This window comes from Ruegeria sp. N4, assembly GCF_056531425.1.
This window is the reverse complement of record NZ_JBQFLT010000004.1, coordinates 247,248-269,279: the sequence shown is the minus strand read 5'-3', so window position 1 is coordinate 269,279 and position 22,032 is coordinate 247,248. Positions and strand designations below refer to the sequence as shown.

The 22,032-nt window shown below is 57.4% G+C and carries 17 protein-coding genes, 1 tRNA gene and 2 pseudogenes; 16 read left to right on the top strand and 4 right to left on the bottom strand.

Annotation, left to right across the window (positions count from 1 at the left end):
* Positions 1-25 precede the first annotated feature (25 nt).
* The 5 genes from ACR0LW_RS09230 (at position 26) to ACR0LW_RS09210 (ending at position 8,709) form a co-directional block, all read left to right on the top strand.
* Positions 26-1,492, top strand: coding sequence for an ATP-binding protein (locus ACR0LW_RS09230; protein ID WP_480882377.1), 1,467 nt, complete (start codon positions 26-28; stop codon positions 1,490-1,492).
* 38 nt (positions 1,493-1,530) lie between these two features.
* Positions 1,531-4,377: a Z1 domain-containing protein gene (locus tag ACR0LW_RS09225; RefSeq protein ID WP_480882376.1), complete on the top strand. Its 2,847-nt coding sequence runs from the start codon at positions 1,531-1,533 to the stop codon at positions 4,375-4,377.
* On the top strand, positions 4,361-5,365 hold the full coding sequence (locus tag ACR0LW_RS09220; protein ID WP_480882375.1) for a PD-(D/E)XK motif protein: 1,005 nt from the start codon (positions 4,361-4,363) through the stop codon (positions 5,363-5,365). Before ACR0LW_RS09225 ends, ACR0LW_RS09220 begins: the two co-directional genes overlap by 17 nt.
* A 1-nt stretch (position 5,366) precedes the next feature.
* Positions 5,367-7,172: an AIPR family protein gene (locus tag ACR0LW_RS09215; RefSeq protein ID WP_480882373.1), complete on the top strand. Its 1,806-nt coding sequence runs from the start codon at positions 5,367-5,369 to the stop codon at positions 7,170-7,172.
* A 217-nt stretch (positions 7,173-7,389) separates the two neighbouring features.
* The gene (locus ACR0LW_RS09210) at positions 7,390-8,709 is read left to right on the top strand and encodes an ATP-dependent nuclease (RefSeq protein ID WP_480882371.1); all 1,320 of its coding nucleotides are present in this window, start codon (positions 7,390-7,392) and stop codon (positions 8,707-8,709) included.
* A gap of 51 nt (positions 8,710-8,760) precedes the next feature.
* On the opposite strand, the gene ACR0LW_RS09205 is transcribed toward ACR0LW_RS09210, so the two are convergent.
* Positions 8,761-10,293, bottom strand: a complete 1,533-nt coding sequence (locus tag ACR0LW_RS09205; protein WP_480882370.1) for a DNA cytosine methyltransferase — start codon at positions 10,291-10,293, stop codon at positions 8,761-8,763.
* A 67-nt stretch (positions 10,294-10,360) separates the two neighbouring features.
* Here ACR0LW_RS09205 and ACR0LW_RS09200 point away from each other — a divergent pair, with 67 nt between their 5' ends.
* Both ACR0LW_RS09200 and ACR0LW_RS09195 read left to right on the top strand, forming a co-directional pair.
* Positions 10,361-10,858 (top strand): very short patch repair endonuclease, encoded by a 498-nt coding sequence (locus tag ACR0LW_RS09200; RefSeq protein WP_480882369.1) that lies wholly within the window; start codon positions 10,361-10,363, stop codon positions 10,856-10,858.
* Between the two features lie 79 nt (positions 10,859-10,937).
* Positions 10,938-11,852 carry an HNH endonuclease gene (locus ACR0LW_RS09195; RefSeq protein WP_480882368.1) on the top strand — a complete coding sequence of 305 codons (915 nt, stop codon included), beginning with the start codon at positions 10,938-10,940 and terminating at the stop codon, positions 11,850-11,852.
* A gap of 206 nt (positions 11,853-12,058) precedes the next feature.
* Here the strand turns inward: ACR0LW_RS09195 and ACR0LW_RS09190 are convergent.
* Positions 12,059-12,205, bottom strand: a pseudogene (locus ACR0LW_RS09190) (IS6 family transposase); the annotation flags it as partial.
* Between the two features lie 375 nt (positions 12,206-12,580).
* Between ACR0LW_RS09190 and ACR0LW_RS09185 the strand changes: the two are divergent.
* The 7 genes and pseudogenes from ACR0LW_RS09185 to ACR0LW_RS09155 form a co-directional block, all read left to right on the top strand.
* Positions 12,581-12,835, top strand: a pseudogene (locus ACR0LW_RS09185) (ParB/Srx family N-terminal domain-containing protein); the annotation flags it as partial.
* A 128-nt stretch (positions 12,836-12,963) separates the two neighbouring features.
* On the top strand, positions 12,964-13,953 hold the full coding sequence (locus ACR0LW_RS09180) for a DNA-methyltransferase (RefSeq protein WP_480882366.1): 990 nt from the start codon (positions 12,964-12,966) through the stop codon (positions 13,951-13,953).
* Positions 13,950-14,333, top strand: a complete 384-nt coding sequence (locus tag ACR0LW_RS09175; RefSeq protein WP_480882365.1) for a DUF5681 domain-containing protein — start codon at positions 13,950-13,952, stop codon at positions 14,331-14,333. Before ACR0LW_RS09180 ends, ACR0LW_RS09175 begins: the two co-directional genes overlap by 4 nt.
* The gene (locus ACR0LW_RS09170; protein WP_480882363.1) at positions 14,326-14,715 is read left to right on the top strand and encodes a DUF5681 domain-containing protein; all 390 of its coding nucleotides are present in this window, start codon (positions 14,326-14,328) and stop codon (positions 14,713-14,715) included. Before ACR0LW_RS09175 ends, ACR0LW_RS09170 begins: the two co-directional genes overlap by 8 nt.
* 123 nt (positions 14,716-14,838) lie before the next feature.
* Positions 14,839-14,964, top strand: coding sequence for a DUF3489 domain-containing protein (locus ACR0LW_RS09165; RefSeq protein ID WP_480882362.1), 126 nt, complete (start codon positions 14,839-14,841; stop codon positions 14,962-14,964).
* Between the two features lie 116 nt (positions 14,965-15,080).
* Entirely contained in the window at positions 15,081-15,485 is a 405-nt protein-coding gene (locus tag ACR0LW_RS09160) for a DUF2924 domain-containing protein (protein ID WP_480882360.1), read from the top strand.
* A 2-nt stretch (positions 15,486-15,487) separates the two neighbouring features.
* Positions 15,488-17,173, top strand: a complete 1,686-nt coding sequence (locus ACR0LW_RS09155; protein WP_480882359.1) for a recombinase family protein — start codon at positions 15,488-15,490, stop codon at positions 17,171-17,173.
* Positions 17,174-17,533: 360 nt separating this feature from the next.
* Here the strand turns inward: ACR0LW_RS09155 and ACR0LW_RS09150 are convergent.
* Positions 17,534-17,623: transfer RNA gene (locus ACR0LW_RS09150), tRNA-Ser, on the bottom strand.
* 343 nt (positions 17,624-17,966) lie between these two features.
* On the opposite strand from ACR0LW_RS09150, the gene ACR0LW_RS09145 reads away from it, so the two are divergent.
* Complete coding sequence (locus ACR0LW_RS09145) at positions 17,967-18,869, top strand: FecR family protein (RefSeq protein WP_480627070.1); 903 nt, start codon at positions 17,967-17,969, stop codon at positions 18,867-18,869.
* 40 nt (positions 18,870-18,909) lie between these two features.
* On the top strand, positions 18,910-21,132 hold the full coding sequence (locus tag ACR0LW_RS09140) for a CHASE2 domain-containing protein (RefSeq protein ID WP_480882358.1): 2,223 nt from the start codon (positions 18,910-18,912) through the stop codon (positions 21,130-21,132).
* A 75-nt stretch (positions 21,133-21,207) separates the two neighbouring features.
* Here ACR0LW_RS09140 and ACR0LW_RS09135 read toward each other — a convergent pair whose 3' ends face one another.
* Positions 21,208-21,984 (bottom strand): hypothetical protein, encoded by a 777-nt coding sequence (locus ACR0LW_RS09135; RefSeq protein ID WP_480882356.1) that lies wholly within the window; start codon positions 21,982-21,984, stop codon positions 21,208-21,210.
* Positions 21,985-22,032: the final 48 nt, after the last annotated feature.

Here is a 22,032-nt window from a genome sequence, read left to right as displayed (position 1 = left end):
AAATGCCCCCCCGTACGCAGGTTCAATGCTCGAGTCACTTCGCGGGCTCGGCTATGCGCTTCCTACTGCACTGGCCGATCTGGTTGACAATTCCATCACGGCGAATTCAAGCGAGGTCGCCATCCATCTCGAATGGGCCGGCCCAGACAGCTGGGTAAGGATTGTTGACGACGGCGACGGCATGGACGACGCGGCCCTTGAAGCCGGAATGCGCCTTGGAGCGCGCGATCCTCGGGCGGAGCGCGCAGCCAGCGACCTTGGGCGCTTCGGACTAGGCCTTAAGACAGCAAGTTTCTCTCAAGCTCGAAGACTGACCGTTGCCAGTCGGCAGAATGGCGGTCCTGTTGTATGCCTGCGCTGGGATCTCGACCTAATTGGTCAGGAGCCGGGCGCCGAATGGCCCCTCTTTGAAGGGCCTGCACAAGGATCTGAGCAACTGCTTGCGCCCCTGGAGCAGATGGAACACGGCACTATCGTCCTTTGGGAGAAGCTGGACCGTATTGTGACCGATGGCTTCACCGCCCCAGACATGATCGAGCTCGCCGATCGCGTCGAAGCACATCTTGCGATGACCTTTCATCGTCTTTTGGACGGGCAGCAGCCGACGCTGGGCCTCCTTCTCAACGGTAGAGGGGTGAAGCCCTGGGATCCTTACATGATAGGACATCCCGGCAAAGCGCTCGAAAGCCCCGAGTATCGCATCCTCCATACGACAGGTGTGACAGTTCAGTGTCATGTCCTTCCGCATCGCGACATGCTCAAGCCCGCCGAACAAGAATCCGCAGCCGGACCCGGAGGATGGACGCAGCAGGAGGGCTTCTACGTCTATCGCAACCGCCGTCTCCTTCTTGCAGGGGGCTGGCTGGGCCTAGGCGATGGCGGCAAGCCATGGCCGCGCGATGAAGCTCACCGGCTCGCCCGCATAAGGCTTGACATACCAAACAGCGCGGACGCCGATTGGAAGATCAATGTTCTGAAGTCGACCGCCAATCCGCCGGTACGTCTGCGGCCTCAACTTCACCGCCTTGCATCGGAGACGCGGGACACGGCGAGACGGGTCTTTGCCCACCGAGGTCACGTCGCGCCTGTTTCGGGCACGCGCTCGAACGCGGTTGCCGAGGCTTGGCAAGTGCGGCGCTCCGCACAAGGGACCTCTTACCGGATTGCCCGAGACCATGACCTTATCGCCTCAATCCTGAAACGCGCAGGATCGCTCAAACCGGACATCCTCGCTGTTCTCAGGCTCATTGAGGAGACCGTTCCAGTTCAGCGCATCTGGCTTGACACCGCAGAAGACAAGGAAACGCCGAGGACAGGTTTCGCCGGGGCACCGGACGAAGAAGTTATGGAGACATTGTCCTCGATGTTCGAAGCACTTGTTACATTTCGAGGTCTCAGTCCTGCTGAGGCGCGCGAACGGCTCGGTCGCACGCCCCCATTCGACAGGTATCTCGACCTAGTTTCATCCCTTGAAGTGAAAGATTCACTATGACGATTTCTAATCAGAAGGCCTTCGATTCAATACTTTCCATGGCGCAGAACATGCTGCGCCTCGCTGCGGAGCGGACACAGAGCCCTGTAACGCCAGAAATGATCGAAAAGGAGCTGTCAAAGCTCGCAATGATGATGGAGGAGGATTTTGCCCTCGTCGATCGGGATGCGCTCGTTGACGAACTGATCCGTCGCTCAAGCCGCACCGTTGGTCAAAACGCGACCCTAATGAACGGCGAGGACCATATTCCGTGGCTCGACGCTGAAAGAAAAAAGGGGTGGACATACTGGCAACGCTACTCCGAATACATGGAAACGCGTATTCCGTGGTCGGCTCTCGACGCCCTCGACGTTGCTACCGATGAAGTTCTTTCAAACCTCGAGGATCCGGTCCGCGAAGGCGCTTGGGATCGCCGGGGGCTCGTCGTCGGCCACGTGCAGTCAGGAAAGACAGGCAACTACACCGGTCTGATCTGCAAGGCCGCAGACGCTGGTTACAAGATCATTATCGTGCTTGCGGGTCTTCACAACAACTTGAGGGCTCAGACCCAGATCCGCCTGGACGAGGGGTTTCTCGGCTTTGCCACGATCGCGGATGCCGATGAGCTTCCCGCGGTCGGGGTCGGACTGATCGACAACGACACATCTGTCCGCCCCAATGCAGCAACTAATCGAAGTGACAAAGGCGACTTCAACACAGCCGTTGCGGCCAAGATGAATATCAGTCCGGAGCAGCGACCTTGGTTGTTCGTCGTCAAGAAAAACAAAACAGTCCTTGAGCGCTTGTTACACTGGATCCGCAATCGCGTTGCCAATCACACCGATCCCGCAACGGGTCGCAAGATGGTTACCAATTTGCCAATTCTTGTGATCGACGATGAGTCGGATCATGGTTCAGTAGACACGGGCGAAGACGTCGTAGATGATTTCGGCAACCCAGATCTCGAGCATCAGCCGAAAACCATCAACAGGCTCATCCGGGCGATTTTGCACCACTTCACACGCAAGGCTTACGTCGGCTACACCGCGACACCCTTTGCAAACATCTTCATTCACGAGCGAGGTGAAACGGTGGAGCATGGTCCCGACCTATTCCCTTCCGCATTCATCACCAACCTAGCGGCACCATCGAACTACGTCGGACCGGGACGCGTGTTTGGGTCCGCTTCAAGCACGCCAGAAGACCTGCCACTGGTGCGCGCACTATCAGACGACGAATTCCAGCCCTGGATGCCCAGCAAGTCGACAACGTCGCCAGAAATGAAGCCGCACAAGAACGGGCATCGACCACGCTGGGAGGGCGAAGATCGCGTGCCGGACTCGCTCGCAGAAGCGATCCGGTCATTCGCGTATGCCTGCGCCGTACGGAAACTGCGCGGACAAGGCGACAAGCACTCCTCCATGCTCATCCACGTCACGCGCTTCACCTCAGTACAAAATGAAGTCTTCAATCAGGTGGCCACCTACGTGAGAGACATGAAAGGCCGATACACACGTGGCATCGAACTTGCTCCCCTCGAAGCATCCATGCGCGAAGAATATGAAGCGACCTTTCTCCCCGGTATGCGAGGGGTCCGAGATGCGCTTGTGGAAGGCGAGACACTGGATGACTTCTCATGGGCGGAAATTCGTGACGTTTTGCCGGACGTCCTGTCGGACATTCGCGTGCGCGAGATCAACGGCACGGCGAAGGACGCTCTGGACTATGCCGAGAACGACGCCAGCGGCCTAAAGGTTATCGCCATCGGTGGCGACAAGCTTGCGCGTGGTCTGACGCTCGAGGGTCTCTGCACAAGCTACTTCCTGCGGACCGCACGCATGTACGACACACTGATGCAAATGGGTCGTTGGTTCGGCTACCGTGACGGCTACCTAGATGTCTGCCGCCTATACACATCCGAAGAAATGGTGGAGTGGTTCGGTCATATCGCCGATGCAGCGGAAGAGCTTCGCCAAGAGTTTGATAACATGGTTGCGGCCGGTGCCACGCCGAAGCAGTTCGGCCTGCGCGTGAAATCCCACTCCGTGCTGACCGTGACGTCGCGGGCAAAGATGCGAAACGCGCGAGCGATGCAGTTGACCTATTCAGGCGATCTGCTGCAGACCATCGTGTTCCCAAATCGAAGAGACGATATCACGGCAAACTTCAATGCCACTGATCGCTTCATCAGCGCACTAGGCCCATCGAAAGACCTGAACCACCAGCTCTTTGTACCTGAAGGTCAGAAGTGGAACGGACACCTGTGGCGAGATGTACCAGCACTCAGCGTGATCTCGTTCCTTCGGGAGTACAGGACCCATTCGGCCAGCTTCCGGATTATGAGCCCGCTGATCGCAGACTTCGTTGAGGAAATGAACAAGGACCAAGAACTGACAAACTGGACCGTGGCCCTTATCGGAAAGGAACAACCCGGAACAGAAAAGTTGGTTGGTGGCGCATCGGTCAAAATGCTGGATCGCCGCAGAGCGGCCGAGCATGCGGATCGGTACTCCATCAAGACCCTCATTTCCCCACGCGATCAGGCTATTGATCTGACCGAGGCAGAGTGGAAGGCAGCCCTCGAACTCAGTCAAAAAACCTGGCGCAATGATACGGATCGAAACGAAGGCAAAGAACCACCTTCCGAACCCAGAGGACCCCAGATCCGTCACGTTCTCGGAAACGGGGTACTTGACGCTGGCATTCCGGCCCGACGCGAACGTGGCTTACTGATGCTCTACCTGCTAGATCCTGCCGGTTCTGGCGTCCCTGAACTCGAAAATGCAGACCCTGTAGTAGCTTGGGCAATCAGCTTCCCTTCGAGCACTTCCGAGAGAAGAGTGTCCAATTCCAAGTATATCGCCAACAGCGTTCTGTGGGGAGGTCTGAATGACTGGGTGGACTGAGGAGGGGCTTGAACGCGCTTGGCGAGCGCTCGCGCGCCAGGAGGCCAGTGAAGACTGGCGCTTTGTACATCTCACCGAGATGGGTGCTGTCTCTGTTGAGGCCGGCTGCCACTTCCCCCTGGGGCGAGAAGCGTTGATCTTTTCATTTCCCAGCTCGTGGTCAGTGAATTCGGCACGGTTGCCTGAAGGCAAGGGTTTCGATGTCGCTGTCATCGAGGGTCAGACTGTCGTTGTCGGAAAGACCGCCATAGCGTTGGTCAGACGGCCCGAAGGATCGCCGGACATCTTCGCCATCATGGTCGTCGATGTCTTGCGAACATTGGAAGTCGCAGCAAACACAGCGAATCGTGATGTGATAGAGGCCTTCCTCGAACGGGTCAGGGAATGGCAGGCATTCATGGCCCGTACGCACCGCCCCCTTTCGCCCGATGCACAGATCGGCCTTCTCGGCGAGTTATGGATTTTGAGACTGCTCGCAGACACTTCCCTTGGAGTTGGTGCTCTCGATTGCTGGCAAGGACCATTACGAGCAGCGCAAGACTTTCACGTGCGCGGAGGCGCGATCGAAGTAAAGAGCACTGTTCGGACCGGCAGCTTCCTGGCCCGAATCAACAGCATCGAGCAGCTCGATAGTTCTCGAGATCCAGTTCTTCTTTGCGGGCTTCGCTTCGAGGAAAACACGGACGGATCTTCACTTGTAGATTTGGTGTCTGAACTCCGCGAAAGGTTTGAGCGTGCTGGGGTGCAGCGCAGCTTCGAAGCCCTACTGATGGTGATGGGGTACCTTGACGAGCATGCGCGGCTCTACGGCCGCACGCTGATATTGAAGGATGCAAGGGGATTTCGTGCGGAAGGTCACATGCCACGCCTCACGCGTGCTGACCTGCCAATCGCCATCCGTTCTGCCGCCTATGTCCTTGACCTGGATGCTTTGGAAGTTCCTTCCATTACTCTTCCAGAGTTGATCAACGAGTTTGGACTGGATTGACATGAGTCTTGAAGAATTTCACTACAATTTTCGTTCCGACATGCAGACGATCATCGCCGAACGTGTTTCGGATGGAGAGGGTCCCTTCCCTTCTGAGGAGCTCGTTTTTGCCGAAATGGTCATGGAGCACGTGGCAGAAACCGGGATATGCGACGCGCCCACCGTTTGTCATTGGAACGGCAAGGTCGGTAACGCCAAGTTGCGCATAACCGGCTATGCCCTCAGCTCCGATGAAACGGCGCTCGACCTGTTTGTGACCCACTATTTTGGAACAAATGAGTTAAACGATCTACGTGACTCAGATGCCACAAGAACGGCCAGCGAAGGCGTGCGCTTCCTCTTTCGCGCTGCGAGTGGCCAGCTTGACGCGAAAATTGATCCTACCCACCCGGTCAGGGACCTCGTTGCAACCATCCGTTCCCGATGGCACGACATCGACCGCTTACGGGTTTTCGTGATCACAGATGGACGAACCAAAACCAAGCGTTTCTCGAACAAAGAGGTTCATCAAAAGATGGTGGCCGTGGAGGCCATGGATATTGAGCGGCTGTTTCGACACACCGAAGGAAAACCAAGGGATGAACTCGCAGTAAGTTTTGTTCAGTCGATAGGTCAACCTCTACCTTGTGTTCACGTTCCTGATCCTGACGCGGATTACGAGTACGCCCTGACTGCCATTCCGGGGCAACTAATTCGAGATCTTTATCTTCGTTACGGCACAACGCTACTCGAAGCCAACATTCGCACGTTCCTGGGAAACAAACGTGCAGTGAACAAAGGTATCGTCGAAACTCTACGAAAGGAACCGGAGCACTTTCTCGCATTCAATAACGGCCTGGTCCTAGTCTGCGACGAGGCTGCGTTCGAGCGTACTGATGACGGTAATCTGGGATTGTCGTTCATGAAGGGATTGCAGATCGTGAACGGTGGCCAGACGACATCGAGCATCTATTTCGCGTCGCGCGACGACCGTACCATAGATCTGAGCCATGTCATGGTTCCGGCCAAGATCATCATTCTCAAGGCCTCACAAGACGAAGCGCGTGAGCGGTTAATCAGTAACGTCTCGCGTTATGCAAACAGTCAAAACGCAGTTAAAATGTCAGATCTCTCGGCAAATCGCCCATTCCATCGAGAGCTCGAAAAACTTGCAAACGACACTTGGTGTCCTGATGGCGCTACCCGTTGGTTCTATGAGCGGGCGGCTGGAGCCTACAACGTCATGCTGCTGAGAGAGGGCACTACCCCTGCTAAACGCCGCAAGCTGAAGGAGATGATCCCACCGAGGCGCAAGCTGACAAAGAACGACCTTGCAAAATACCATGAGGCGTGGCGCGGAAAGCCAAACCAGGTCGCGCTTGGCGGCGAAAAGAACTTCGCAGCCCTCATGGCAGCGCTTGACGAGGATCCAAACATCGCTCCTAGTCCGCTCAATGCAAAGTGGTTTCGCGCAATGATTGCAAAGGTTATCGTGTTCAAAGCCATTGAGAGTATGATCAAGACAAAAGACGCAAAAGAAATCTTCCGCCAAGGTTATGTAAATATTGCTACCTACGTTGTTGCGGTTGTCGCAGACCGGATTGGAGACAGGCTCGACCTTGAGAAGATCTGGATGCGACAAGGCATCTCAGCAGAGTTCCGGGATCTGCTTTGGGACTGGGCAGTAATTGTGAATTCCGAGTTTAATAGGATCGCTCCAGGTCAGCAATTTTCAGAAGTCGCCAAAAGACTCGAAACGTGGAATAAAATAAAGCTAGTCGCTTTTCCCGAACAATATGGAGGAATTGATGAACTGCGGGAGAATTAACATGAGAAGATATGAATTGGCCTTTGCACACGTGAGCCGGATCCCTACAGAAATATTGCCGTCGTTGAACTGGTGAACAGTCAAAAATCACAATTCAAAGACGGTACCAAAGTCTCATCTTTCGAGTTGGCATTGAACGGAATCTCACTCCACCTTTGCCAACCGGACGAGGAAAATCGCAGACCGGCATTTACCGAGATTGTCAACAGGTGAGACCATGCCAAATGACCGAAAAATGGGCCGAGATAATCATGGACCGACCAAGGATCATGAGACTTCCTCGGAAGATCTTTCAGAACTTTCCCTCTCGGAGTTCAGTTCGGAGGTTGCGGCCGAGGACTACCATCGAGCGAGGCAAGCGGAAACCTCGAAAGGTGAATTCATCATGGTTAGTCAGACTAGATGGGATCATCACGAAGTCGATTGGTCATTAGACGACCTAGACACTGGGACGACACTTGCAACGGAGAGTTGCCACGATGGCCAGCCTGCCCCACAAGATAGAATTGATCGCACTGTTTCCGTCACGCCCGATACCTCGAATGCAAGCAAGCAAGAAGAGACGCTAAAAAGCAACACAACAACTTGCGAGCATGTCGCTTCCATCCAACTGAAGAATTTCAAAAAATTTCGAAGCTTCAGAATTGACTGTGGAGCTACAAACATTCTTACCGGCAAAAACAACGCTGGAAAGTCAAGCATTCTTGACGCGCTCCGGGTCGCTCACGACGTGCTCAGGTACGCGTCAAGAAGAAAACCTGAAATGTCCGAGTTCGAGGGAAGAAGCTGTGCAAGCTTTACCATGCCAACCAGTACGTTAAAAATTCCAATCGATAATATTGCATGGAACTACTCTGATAACCCAGCTTCAGTTCGGCTATCACTGAAAAACGGATCTCAATTTGTGATCCTGTTGCATCCAGATCAACCAATTAAGGCCTATCTCCTTTGTGACGGGCCCTTTCCTCGAACGACATCTGCCTTTCGGCGTCAGTTTCCATTGTCCCTGGTTGTCGTTCCAACTTTGGGTCCAGTTGAAGAGAATGAACAATATTTGACCGACAAAACGGTCTCAACTAGCGAGAATACCCGCACCGCTCATCGACATCTGAGAAATATCCTCATTCGAAAAACAGAAGATGAGTTTGACGAATTTTCTGAGGCAGTGTCATCTGCATGGCCAGAAATATCGTTGGAGCGCCCGAGGGTTTTGAGCCCTGGGGAGCCGATGGAGATGATGTTTTTCGAAGAGGGAATCCCAAGAGAGATGTTTTGGTCAGGTTTTGGCCTTCAGGTGTGGATGCAAATGGTTTTACAGTTCATGCGTGGTTCCGATAAGTCTGTCTTGGTCTTGGATGAGCCGGACATCTATCTCCATCCTGAACTTCAGGTCCGCATGGTTGAATTGGCCGCGCGCAAGTTTGGTCAGATATTTATTGCTACCCACTCGCCCACCATCGTTGATTGTGCAAATCCCGAAGATGTTTTGACCATTTCAGCAAAGGATGCCTCCGCTATCAGAGCCGCAAGGTACTAAGAAATCCCAATAGTTGGTGAGCGAAGTCAGGCTGCTCAAAGATCACTTAAGCTAGTTGAGAATTGCATTCAGGAGTCTAGCAATCTGGATAGCAAGAAACGGAGGCACCGCATTACCAACCTGCACATACTGTTGCGTTCGGTTGCCCATGAACAAGTAGTCATCGGGGAATGTTTGTAGGCGTGCAGCCTCGCGCACGGTCAGGCTGCGGCACTGGATTGGATCGGGGTGTATGAAATAATGTCCATCCTTCGAAATATGGCTGGTTACCGTAGTCGCGGCCGCGTCGGCAAGTTGGACTCGAAATCGATCATTGAATACGCCGCTGTGCCAGTTCCGATGATCTGGGCTGAGCGCGAGAGGAAAATCGGCAGCCTTCGGGCTGTAGCCATGCACTGAGCCGAATACAGCGGCGAAGAGATACCGCCCGAGGTCCGAGGCCATATGCCCGCGAGTTTCGTGTTGGGTGATAGCACTTAGCTCTGGCCGCTCAAGCCAGCTCAATAGTTCATCGTTTGAGTTACCGTATCCATCCGGCAGACATGACGCAGTTCGACGGTTCGGAGCCCGTGACATCATTTGCTTGGCAACGGATGAGAATGCCTGCCGAAGAGGAGCGTTCTCTTTTCCCTTGTGTATGTCGGCCATTAATTTAGCCGCTTCGACAACTTCTTCTCGCCACGCTAATGAATCGTCTCGACCACGGCTAATACCGCTGCGTACGTCGGGCATTGTCCCGATGACGTCGCTAACCGTCCGCGTCAGACCCGAGACGGCAATCTCGGCGCGGGTTGCCTTGCCCGCAATATCGGATCGGATACCGACGATGATCACCCTGTGACGTCGTTGCGGCACTCCAAATTCTTCAGCACGCACGATGAAATCAGACGGTCGTACTGCTTCTTGCAGGCTAGCTTTTCCGTCTTCCACTCGCACTGCCAGCAAGTCGTAGTGATGATCTTGGCCCGTACCAAGTGAGGACAGGTCCTCCATCAGCATCTCGAAGACAAGTCGACTTTCAACAGTCGAGGAAAGCATGCCTTTGACGTTTTCCATGACGAAAGCGGCGGGACGAAGCCTTTCGAGCACGCGGATGTACTCTCGGAATAGGTAATGCCGCTCATCATCTTCAGGCACATAGCCGATCTTGCCCTTGGCTCGGGCGCGCCCAACCAGAGAATAAGCCTGACAGGGCGGCCCGCCGATGAGAATTGTATCGTCATAGTTTTTGCGCAGCTTCGCGATGGCACCGTCAATCGCCTTCGCAGCAGCCTCAGTTCCAAGTTCGAGTGCACGAGCCTCATCGAGGGCAAGCTGCCAAGCTTCTGCGTCGACTATTGACCAATCCGGCTCGGGGACAAGCCCTGCATGGAAATCGATGAACTGATCGGGCAAGGCGCCTTGACGTGCCTTGTATTCACGCAGGAACGCTCGCAGCCTCAGTGTGCGATGAGCCGATGCCTCCTTCTCGACCGAGATGCCGATCCGGAACGGCGCATGTCCGTCCTCGACAAGGGATGCAAACCCCTCACCAAGTCCGCCGGGGCCGGCGAACAGATCAACGATGCCGAAAGTCGAAGGCAAATCAGGCTCCTGACGAACTTCATTCAGTCGGTGTATACTAGGTTCCAGATCGAAGACCAGGGTGCACGTGGCCGATATCGTCGACAAACAGACCCGATCCCGGATGATGGCCGGGATCAAGGGAAAGGACACGAAGCCCGAACTAGTGCTTCGGCGGGCACTTCATGCCTGCGGCTTCCGTTACCGGCTGCATTCGAAAGATTTGCCCGGGCGACCTGACCTCGTGTTTCCAAAGCATCACGCAATCGTCTTCGTGCATGGCTGCTTCTGGCACCGCCATGAGGGCTGTCGTTACACAACCAGTCCATCGACCCGCCAAGAGTTCTGGCAAGCCAAGTTCACCGCAAATGTCGCTCGGGACGAGGCAGTTCGCGATAAGCTCCTGGAAGGCGGGTGGCGCATCGCCACAGTTTGGGAGTGCGCTCTCCGGAAACCGGATCAGATGAATGTCACAACCGACCTCCTATCAGCGTGGCTGCGGTCGAATGAGATTCAGATGCAGATCGGCGACGATGAGGCATCTTCCGTCATTCGAGCGGATGTCCGTTCAGCTCCTCACACCTAGCCACGCCAGAATCCTCTGAACACCTTGGCGCTCGGTCTATTTGGCGTATCAATGGCTTGAGCGGTTACGGAGAGAAGATGTGCTGAACCCCAGAAGCGATACTGGCCAGGAGCTTGATGCGAAATTCACGCTCGAGAAGCTACCGGACGGTTTTGCCCTCACAGTTGAGTCCCGGGGCGGGTCAGACCATGGCCCGAACCCCAGCCGGAACAAGAACTACATCGATGGCATGCTTCTGCACCTGAAGCGCATGGCCGAGCATGGCATGCGCCTGGACGAGATCCAGGTGGCTAGTGCGAAGGCGCTACGGCTGCCTGAACCTGAACGCGTTGTCTGGCCTGACGGCTACCCGCGGCCACTCAGAATGGCTGCAGTGAGCGACTTCAATGAACTGCGCCTCGCAATCGGCCGTCAATCCGCCGCGTTTCAGAACATGTCGAACTCCACTGGCAACAACAGCAAGAGAATGAAGCTGATTGTGCGCTCGCCAGAGGCGGCAGACATACCAATGGATCAGCTGGAGGGTATCTTCACGGGACGCAATGGTGGATCCGTCTGGACGGAAGTCCCAACGTCGGATGAGGAAGAGCTCCACAAGCGTGTGGCCAACGCGCGCCGCAAGGCAAGACGTTCGTCCGCGAAGGGCAAGACACCTCCTGAGGGACAGAATGACGTCAAGCGGGCGAGTGGTTCATCGGAACGCTTTGTCCGGGATCCGAACTTAGTCGCGTGGGTGCTTGAACAGGCTGACGGGTCCTGTGAGGTCTGCGGTGACAAAGCCCCGTTCCAGCGCGACGACGGCGAACCGTATCTAGAGGTACACCATGTGCGCCCGCTGGCAGAGGGCGGGCCCGACACCGTCGACAATGCGGTTGCCTGCTGCCCGAACTGTCATCGCCACCTGCATCACGGCTCAGGACGGGAAAATCTCAGGCAATCCCTGCTCGAGCGCCTCGGCCGCCTGAAGGACTGGCCGCAGAAGCCCATCGCCTGACTACGGTCGTTCCGTTCGGCACAATCACTCCGAGCCTCCATCTTTCAGGCCTCTCTACAAACCCGCGCCTGCTGCCGCATCACAGCATAGTCACTGAGCATCTCAGCTATCGCTGAGCCCTCCGGTAGCGTGACCATTTCCTCGGCCGCCCGTGCCTGCAACTCCCTGCTGTATTCCACGACCGGCGGACAAGATGCCAAGCTGCGCGTTTCATGGCTCACGTCGATGCCGCATTCGTGGAGCAGGTCCTCGACATTCCGAAGCGACAGAGGAAAACGGATATACAGCATCACCGCCAGGCGGATGATCTCTGGGCTCGTTTTGAAGTACTTGAATGGATCTTTCTTCGACATTCGCAGACGCTAGATCGACTTACTGCCCGCCTCAACCCAGGTTCCTTTGACAGTACCTTGGCGACAGAACCAACAGTGAACACCCAAGTTTTTGTATAAGCCATTTATATCTTTTGAGTTTTTTCCTTGCGTTTGTTTGAAGGCAACTCCATCTCTTTTTCACCCGACGTTCAGAGCCAGATCTGGCATCCGAACGACGGATCGAACGGCAGCAACAGCGCCGTTCGCAGATCAGGTCACCCTGATCCTTCGTGAGCGCCCCTGAGGGTCTTGCTTACGCATCAACGGAGAAACCGCGGTGTTCAGCACCGCATGAAAGTTTCGAAGAAGCCTTCCGGGCTGTCCGGCGGGCGTGGTGCATAAGGAGGACCTACTGTGCCAAATGCGAAGACCCGGGTGAAGAGCCCAACCCTGCCGGAAACACTCCGGCTGAAGATCACCTACCGCAAGGTGGCGGATCTCAAACTCTATGCGGGGAACGCCCGCACGCACTCGGACAAGCAAATCGAACAGATCGCAGCGTCGATCCGGCAGTTTAGCTTCGTGAATCCGGTTCTGGTGGATGCCGACGATGGTATCGTCGCCGGTCACGGCCGCGTCGCCGCCGCCCGCAAGCTCGGATTTATCGAAGTGCCCGTCATCCAACTGGCACATCTCAGCGACGCCGAACGCCGCGCATACGTCATCGCCGACAACCGCCTGGCCGAGCTGGCTGGGACCAGGAGATCCTCGCGATCGAATTGCAGGCGCTCTCCGACATGGAGCTCGACTTCGACCTCGAGATCACCGGGTTTGAGACAGCAGAGATCGATCTACTTCTCGATGACGAGGACGAAGGCGAGCGTGACTCGGCCGACGATGTTCACGAGCCTGCCGTTGGCCCCGCGATCACTCGGCCCAGTGACATCTGGCAGCTTGGACGTCATAAGCTGATCTGCGGTGATGCGCTGGATCCAGATACCTATCGGCGCCTCATGGGTGACGATCGCGCCCGCGCGGTCTTCACCGACCCGCCCTACAAAGTGAAGATCGACGGCCATGTCTGCGGATCCGGCAAGGTCAAGCATCGCGAATTCGCCATGGCGACAGGCGAGATGGACAAAGCCGGGTTCACCAGCTTCCTTCGCGATGCTCTCACCTCCATGGCCGACGTCAGCCTCGATGGCGCGATCCACTTCGTCTGCATGGACTGGCGCCACATGGATGAACTGAGCGCTGCCGGTGCTGACGTCTATTCAGAGCTGAAAAACCTCGTGGTCTGGGCCAAGACCAATGGCGGCATGGGCACCTTCTATCGCTCTCAACACGAGCTGATTTTCGTCTACAAGGTCGGCACAGCAAAGCACCTGAACACCTTTGGACTTGGCGAGACTGGTCGCTATCGGACAAATGTCTGGGAGTATGCCGGGGTCAACAGCTTCGGCGGCAACCAGGAAGACCTGGCGTTGCATCCAACCGTCAAGCCCGTGGCTATGGTGGCGGATGCGATCCGCGATGTGACCCGTCGCGGCGACATCGTGCTCGACGGTTTCGGTGGATCTGGCACCACGCTGATCGCCGCCGAACGCACGGGTCGTGTGGCTCGCCTCATCGAACTCGATCCGCACTATTGCGATGTGATCTGCCGACGTTTTGAGGCTCAGACGGGCCAGCCGGCGCGTCTGGTTTGTACCGATCAGACGTTTGCCGATGTTGCACTCGACCGCGAAGCCGAAGCCGATGATACGAATTTAGAGGCTGCCGAATGACAGACGAAAACACATCTACGGTCGGCTATATGAACCCGCCTGAACACACCCGGTTCAAAAAGGGCAAGTCTGGCAACCCCCTTGGTCGCCCGCGTAAGCGGGAAGACCTGAATACGGTGCTGCACCGGGTCCTTAAACGCAAAGTCCGGGTGAAAGACAACGATCGGAAACTGCCAATCCGGGATGCGCTGATGTGGAAGCTCCGCGAGCTGGCACTGAACGGCGACAAGCAAGCTATGGCTCTGCAGCGGCGCATCATCGATGAGTCCGGTATCGCAGACCCCATGGCCTGTTCGCCGGAAGAAAAGCAAAAGAAAGTTCTCCGCGCCCTCAAGCGGATCGCCAAAGATATGGAGCAGAAAGAAAAAGACCATGATTAACGACAATAAGGTCGGCTACGCCAGTCCACCAAAATCCACACGTTGGCAAAAGGGTCAGTCCGGGAATCCCAAGGGTCGGCCGAAGACGAAGTCCGAATTCATGATGGACGCTGCACAGATTCTGACCCAGCCCGTCGACGCCCGCGCGCCAGACGGCACGACGGTTCGTTTGGACGGTATTGAAGCCGCCTATCTTGCGCTCTGCCGCAACGGTCTCAAAGGGCACAAACCGTCACTGCTTGAAGCGATCCGGATCATGTTGGAAGTAGGCCCAGCCGTGCAAGCGAAAGAGGAAGAGCAGAAAAACAAGCGGCAGGAATTGGTGGAACGGCTGGAGCGCATGGGCGTAAGAATTCCAGAAGACTCCAAGTTGCGCCAATAGCGCCATTCCGAACTGGACTTCCGACGCGCCACGAGCGTCACTGTTGCCACGCCCGGCAAGACCCCGGGCGCATCTCGGTACCAGAGCCGGCATCCCGCTGGCTTCGAAAACCGAGGAACAAGAATGTCCAAGTCCAAATCAACCCCTTCGCGCGTGAGCAAGACTGCAATCCTGCGTAAATTGCTGAGCCGCAAGGCCGGCGCAGATCTTGCCGCCCTTCAGTCCGCAACCGGCTGGCAAGCCCATTAAGTCCGAGCGGCGCTGAGCGGGCTCAGGAAGACAGGGTACAGCGTCGAACGATCGGAACCCGTCAAACCCGGCGGCAGCGCCGTCTACCGCATCACCAGCGACCCGGAGAGCGCCCAATGAAGCTCTCCGTGACCGAGATCGAAACCATGGACCGGGCGGCTTTGATCGCCGCCTGGAACAAGGTCTTCGGCACCCCCGTCCCGAAACGCCTCAGCAGTCCCTTCCTGCGCCGGTTCCTGGCCTTCGAAGTGCAGGCCCGCGGGCGTGGCGGGTTGCCAAAAGACTTTGTCACAAAGCTCGCCAAGGCTGCACGGGATAATCCGTCTGCCACAAGCCCCGCGCTCAAACCCGGCGGCCGTCTGATCCGCGAATGGAATGGGGCGACCCATGTGGTCGATGTCGTCGAGGGCGGCTTTCTCTGGAAAGGTCAGCGCTATGCGTCGCTGTCGCCGATCGCCCGCGCCATCACCGGGGCCCGATGGTCCGGGCCCCGCTTCTTCGGTCTGAAGCGGGCGGGCTGACCGTGACTAAGCCGCGAATCCGATGCGCCATCTACACGCGTAAATCCTCCGACGAAGGTCTCGACCAGGACTTCAACTCGCTTGATGCCCAGTTTGAGGCCTGCGCCGCCTATATCGCCAGCCAGCGGCACGAAGGCTGGGTTGCGGGCAAGTCCCGATATGACGATGGCGGCATCTCCGGCGGCACGCTCGACCGGCCCGGCCTTCAGCGCCTGCTGGCAGACATCGACGCGGGGCTCGTTCAGATGGTTGTGGTCTACAAGATTGATCGTCTGACCCGATCCCTGGCCGACTTTGCCAAGCTGGTCGAGCGCTTCGATGCCGCCGGTTGTTCCTTTGTCTCGGTTACCCAAGCCTTCAACACCGCCTCGTCGATGGGCCGGCTGACGCTCAACGTTCTGTTGTCCTTTGCCCAATTTGAGCGTGAGGTGACGGCTGAGCGGATCCGAGACAAGATCGCGGCCTCCAAGAAGAAGGGTCTTTGGATGGGCGGCGTGCCGCCGCTCGGATACGATCCGCATGCCGATCCCAAGATCCGCGGCCTCGTCATCAACGCAGACGAAGCTGAAACAGTGCGGACGATCTTCGCCCTCTACGAGGACCTCGGCTGCCTGAATGCTGTCATGCGTCGCGCCAACGAGTTGGGCCTGCGCTCCAAGCTGCACCGATTCAAGTCCGGGCGGGTCCAGGGCGGTAATACATTCTCGCGCGGCCAGATCTATGCGGCTCTGCGCAACCCGATCTACATCGGAAAGATCCGCCACAAGACCAAAGTCTGGGATGGACAGCATGAGCGGATCGTAAGCGAGGCGGTTTGGGAACGGGTCCAGGAAAAACTGGAGACTGCCAGTGCGCGCCCGCGGAGTCGAAAGACCGCTGCCAAGCAACTCAATACCAGGCCCACTGCACCGCTCACCGGGAAACTCCGTGATGAAACCGGAGACCGGCTTACCCCGACGCACACCCAGCGTCATGGACGGCAGATCCGATACTACGTCTCGAACCGGTTGATCTCAGGAGGGACCGACCCCCAAGGCTGGCGATTGCCCGCGCCGGCATTGGAACAGGCTGTAGCCAACGCCATTGCAGAGCGCATCCGCAGACTGGCCAATGACCATCGAATTTGCCCAAGACCCAATCTGCAGCGTGACGGCGCCATTCAGGCGAAGGCACGACGGCTCGCCAATCAGCTCTCAGAGGGCGCGTCCAATCTTCTGCAGAAGATCTTGGACGATGGGCAGATCACGAAGAACTTCATTGTCTTGCGGATGAATGCGGGTGGTCTAGCCGAGGCGTTGGAAATGGAGCCCAATGAGATGGACCGCGCGGTTTTGGCGATCAAGGCTCCCTTCGAACTTCGCCGACGCGGTGTCGAAGGAAGGATCGTCATCGGCGACCGCGAGCCTCGACCAGATCGCACGCTCCTTCGCGCTCTTTCCCGCGCACATGTCTGGGCAGCCGAATTGCGCAACGGCAGGCCCCTTGCAGAGATCGCCGTGGCGACGGGGCATGCAGAATCCTACATTCGCACCCGATCGCAGCTGGCGTTCTTGTCGCCCGAGATCCAAATGGCGATCCTCGAAGGGCGACAACCAACGGACCTGACACTAGAACGGATTATCCGAAAACCGGTGCCAATCGACTGGGGCGCTCAGGCCCGATTGTACGGCTTCGAAAGCGGTCAGTAACACCCCTGATCAGGACGTGGCGTTCCCTGTTCCTCCGAAAATTTTCCCTGATAATCGCGAAAATGTTCCCTGATATTTTGCGTAGGGAATTCTCGCGCAACACATTGATAACACGCCATGATTCAGGGCGAGAAATCGCTCAAAGGGCCGAAATCTGAAGTATTTCCCTGTTAATTCCCTGTTAGCAGGGAATTTTGGCCCTAACCGAAGCGCGTGATGGTGCCTACGGAGACACTACGCAGAAATCGCGCCAGCTCACGGGATTACGATCGTCTCTCTGGCAGATGGCATAGCCCAAGCGCCCGGGAAAACGGGAGAAAACAGGGAAAGAAGGACTGCGCTGGCAGAGATAGGGGTGGGTGGCGGAGACGAAGGGATTCGAACCCTCGAGACGGTTTCCCGCCTACTCCCTTAGCAGGGGAGCGCCTTCGACCACTCGGCCACGTCTCCGCCGACGGGTATATCCGTGCATGTCACCGAGATACAAGGTCGATTCTTAGCCCCATGTCATTTTTCTGAACTCACATCTCCAATCCGAAACGCTCGATCCCGAAGCGCTGCGTCTGACATGTTGGTTGGGCGTTTGGTTAGCACGGAAGTCCTTGCACCAAGGCCCGCACAACACTGTCTGGGAGGGGCGTTTTTCGAAATACTTGCAAAGAATGCGATGTTTACGGCATATTTGTCTGTATTTAACAAATAAATGATAGCGCAAAGACTTTACGCAGGGGGCAAAAAACCGGGCAGCGGGCGTTGAACGCTCGGACATTACCTTTGGGGGAAGGAAAGACTGTTGGCCTGGTTAAAAGTGTTTTGTGTTGCGGTTTGCCTGCTGATCATTCCGTCTCAGGTGCTGGCGAATATCGGAACGGTCGTGGCGGTCAAACCGGGGGCCGAGATCACACGTGACGGAAACCGGCAGCCGTTGAAGATGGGGATGGAGGTCGCGTCGGGCGATGCGATCTCGACGGATCGCAGTGGTGTGGTGCAGCTGATTTTCGTGGACGAGACGAAGATCGCCATCGGACCCAACGCCAGCATGGTGCTGGACGTCAAGATGCTGCGGGGAAATCGCAAGGCCAAAAGCTTTGCGGTGCAGGCACTGGGCGGCAGTTTCAGGTTCATATCCGGTAAAAGCAGGAAACGGGCGTATTCCGTCCGCACTCCGACGGCGACCATGGCCGTGCGGGGTACGATTTTCGACATTTGGATCGCGCCGGGCAATCAAAGCTCGATGCTGGTGTTGCAGGGCACGGTTCAGATGTGTGGTCTGAATGGCGGGTGCCGGTCTACCGGTCGGCAATGCAGCCTGTATGCCACCAGCCAGCGTGGCCGTGTCGGGCGTCCGATCGATCAGGAGCAATACGACAAGGCGATCCAAAGCGGCTTCCCGTTCATACAGGCGCAGGAACGGCTGCTTGTCCCGCTGCGGGTCAATATCGAAGGCTGCGCGCGCGAGGCTGCTCCGGTACGGCCCGAGAAACCTGATGGGCCGGAGAGGCGCGAAGCGCGGGCGCGCGAACCCGAGCCATCGCGGCCCTCGCGGCCCGAACCGGATCCAACGCCCGATCCCCCTTCGACAGGCGATCCCGGAACGCCCGGGCCAGAGGGCGGCGGCGGTGAATCTTCGCCCGCCGCGCCTTCCGGGGCTGGTCAGGGCAACCCAACCGGTCAGCCAGAACGCGAATCCGAATAGGGCCGGACCTTGACCCTTTCGCTTGTCCAGCGAGGTTGATGTGACCAAAAAACCGCAGGAAAAGAACGGTCGGTGGCGCGTTTTTCGGATCGTGGGGCTGGGGCTGATCCTGTTTGGCTGTTTCATCCGGGTGCTGGATCCGTATCCCGTCCGGATGTCGCGTCTGGTGTATTTCGATATTCTGCAACGCCTGTCGCCGCGCGCGTTTAATCCTGATCTGCCCGTGCGCGTGGTGGATATCGACGAGGCCGCGCTTGAGACATGGGGTCAATGGCCCTGGCCACGCACTTTGCTGGCGCAGATGGTCGAACATCTGGGGGAATATGGCGCCGCCGCAATCGCCTTCGACATGCTGTTTGCCGAGCCGGACCGGTATTCCCCCGCGCGCCTGTTGAACGATCCGGCATTGTCCGGCGTGCTGTCCGTGGATCGCACGGCGGCGGATTTGGACAATGATGTTCTGTTCGGGGCCGAGATGGCCAATTGGCCGGTCGTGCTTGGGGTTGCCGCGCGGCTGTCCGGCGAAGACCAACCTGTTTTTGCCAAGGCCGGGATCATCGAAATCGGGGACCAACCGACCGAGGGGCTGGTGTCCGTGCCGCAATGGACCCCGCTGGCCCCGCCACTGGATCAGGATGCGACAGGTATCGGCGGCGTCAATGTTTCGCCCATGGGTGATACCGGCGTCGTGCGCCGGGTGCCGGTGCTGTGGGGCGGCCCCGACGCCGCGCTGCCTGCGCTGGGGATCGAGGCGCTGCGGGTTGCGATGGACGAGCCGGTCATTCTGGCCGAAGGCGCGCAGGACGAGACAGGCATTATGCTGGGTGTCGAGATTGGTGCGTTTATCCTGCCCACCACCGAAAACGGCGAGGTCTGGATCAGATACCGCCACGAGAACCCGGCGCTCTATCTGCCGGCCAACAGGATCATGCAATCCGGGGACGACCCGGAAATGCGCGCCCAGATCGAAGGTCGGATCATTCTGGTGGGCACCTCTGCGGCGGGTCTGTTCGACATGCACCTGACGGCGCTGGGTGAATCCGTTCCGGGCGTGTCGATCCACGCGCAACTGCTTGAGCAGATCCTGACCGATGAGATGATCAGCCGGTCGGACGTTAACGCCGCGCTGGAATTGCTGGCCTTTGCGTTGCTGGGCCTTGTCGTCATCGTTGTCATGACGCGCCGGGGCGCGGTGGCCTCATTCGTGGCCGGAGGGATCTCGGCGGCTGTTGTTCTGGGGATCAGCTGGTTGGCCTTTCGAAACCATCTGGTGCTGTTCGATGTCACCTTCCCGCTTCTTGGGGGTATGGCCAATTTCGGAGTTCTGGCCGGGTATCTGTTCGTTTCGACCGAACGCGAGAAGCGGGTGATCCGCCGCATCTTCTCGCGTTACGTATCACCGGAAATTCTGCACGAGCTTGAAGGCTCGGGCCATGCGCTTCAACTGGGGGGTGAGACACAGGACATCACCGTGATGTTTTCGGACATCCGCGGGTTTACGCCCCTGTCGGAATCCGTGTCGGCGACCGATCTTGTGGCCATATTGAACGAGCTGTTTTCGCAGGTCGGGGATCAGATTCTGGCGCAGCAGGGCACCATCGACAAGTTCATCGGCGACGCCGTGATGGCGTTCTGGAACGCGCCGCTTCCGGTTGCGGATCATCCGACACGGGCCGCACAGGCTGCGCTGTTGATGCGGCAGGCGCTGGTGGCGTTCAATGCGTCCGAGGTCATGCGCGGGCGGCCGCCGATTGCCTTGGCAACCGGGTGCGCAACGGGACGGGCCTGCGTCGGCAATATCGGCTCGCGGCGGCGGTTCAACTATACCGTCATTGGGGATGTGGTGAATGTCGCCGCCCGGCTGGAACAAAGCTGCCGCCATGTCAATTATGACATCGTGATCTCGCGCGCGGTTGTTGATGACACACGAACCGAGCTTGCGGTGCTTGAGGCCGGGTTTGTGGAACTGAAAGGCAAGGCCGAACTGGAACCGGTATACATTCTGGTTGGTAACAAACCGGTTCTTCAAAGCGCGGCGTTTCAGTCCTTGGCCGAGACGCACAAGTCCCTGATCGCGTCCATTCGGGACGGTGCATCGCACGATCTGGTCCGGGCGAGGTGTCAGGACTGTGCCAGCCTTGCAGCGGACATCGAGCCGGGATTAAGCGCGTTCTATGACGCGCTTCCCGGGCGGGCGGCGGATTTCAGGTCGGATGTGCAGTCAAACCAGGTGTTGTTCAGCCACCGCGCCGCAGGGCAGTGACGGCTGTTTTTGCACGGTCGGTCAGGGATCAAGACACCCGGTGGCCTTGGCGACCACCGGGCCGGTTTGTGTCGACTACCGGAAGACATCCGCCAGATCGGATACGCTGACGCCTTCTTTGATCTCCTTCAGGCGGGCGAAGATCATCGCGATGGCAACACCGGTCCACCCGTACCCAATTGCTGATCCGATGCTTTCCGAGATGATTTCTGCCCCTTGCGAGTCGAAGGACAGCAACGCCAGGCCAAAGATGAAACCGATAGCGGCGGCAAACAGGAAGATGCAAAGGACAATCAGGATCAATGCGCCGACAATGGGCCAGCGGTAGTTCTTCGTCAGCTCTGCACTGCGCCCGATGGCGCCAAACCCGGCCCGATCAATGACGATGGCGGGGACCACGACCGAGAAAACCGCGTAAAGCCAAATGCCCGGCACCACCAGCAACACCCAGCCGATCATGGTCAGGATGCCGGTGATAATCGACAGGATTGCAATCGCGGGCAGGTTGTTGAACGCCGAGGCGAAATACCGCCCGATCTGGGCCGGGCGGTTGAGTTTGGTGTCATAGGCAAACTGGATCACCATGGCCGAGGTGAAAGCGACGGCAACCATGGACACCAGAACCAGCCCGCCAAAAGCGGGCCAGAACGCGGCCCAGTCAATATCGGCGGCCGGCGTCGTTTCGAACGAGCTGTCAAACAGCCACAGGCTGAGGACCACATCGACAAGCGCGGGAATGAAGCCCAGCAGCAGAACGATATGTATCTTGCGGAAGAAAATCGAAAACGTGTCACTGATCACAGTGCCAACGCCAAAGGGGATGTGAATGTGCTGATTTGTTGTGTCGGCCATCTTCAATTCCTGAACAAAGGTCTTTGGGGTCTGCGTCAATAAAGCCGC

What these genes read in the sequence shown, in the direction of transcription:
- ACR0LW_RS09230 (WP_480882377.1), top strand. Translation starts at nt 26, where the DNA reads ATGCTCGAGTCACTTCGCGGGCTCGGCTATGCGCTTCCTACTGCACTG.
- ACR0LW_RS09225 (WP_480882376.1), top strand. Translation starts at nt 1,531, where the DNA reads ATGGCGCAGAACATGCTGCGCCTCGCTGCGGAGCGGACACAGAGCCCT.
- ACR0LW_RS09220 (WP_480882375.1), top strand. Translation starts at nt 4,361, where the DNA reads ATGACTGGGTGGACTGAGGAGGGGCTTGAACGCGCTTGGCGAGCGCTC.
- ACR0LW_RS09215 (WP_480882373.1), top strand. Translation starts at nt 5,367, where the DNA reads ATGAGTCTTGAAGAATTTCACTACAATTTTCGTTCCGACATGCAGACG.
- ACR0LW_RS09210 (WP_480882371.1), top strand. Translation starts at nt 7,390, where the DNA reads ATGCCAAATGACCGAAAAATGGGCCGAGATAATCATGGACCGACCAAG.
- ACR0LW_RS09180 (WP_480882366.1), top strand. Translation starts at nt 12,964, where the DNA reads ATGGAGCTCGACTTCGACCTCGAGATCACCGGGTTTGAGACAGCAGAG.
- ACR0LW_RS09175 (WP_480882365.1), top strand. Translation starts at nt 13,950, where the DNA reads ATGACAGACGAAAACACATCTACGGTCGGCTATATGAACCCGCCTGAA.
- ACR0LW_RS09170 (WP_480882363.1), top strand. Translation starts at nt 14,326, where the DNA reads ATGATTAACGACAATAAGGTCGGCTACGCCAGTCCACCAAAATCCACA.
- ACR0LW_RS09165 (WP_480882362.1), top strand. Translation starts at nt 14,839, where the DNA reads ATGTCCAAGTCCAAATCAACCCCTTCGCGCGTGAGCAAGACTGCAATC.
- ACR0LW_RS09160 (WP_480882360.1), top strand. Translation starts at nt 15,081, where the DNA reads ATGAAGCTCTCCGTGACCGAGATCGAAACCATGGACCGGGCGGCTTTG.
- ACR0LW_RS09135 (WP_480882356.1), bottom strand. Translation starts at nt 21,984, where the DNA reads ATGGCCGACACAACAAATCAGCACATTCACATCCCCTTTGGCGTTGGC.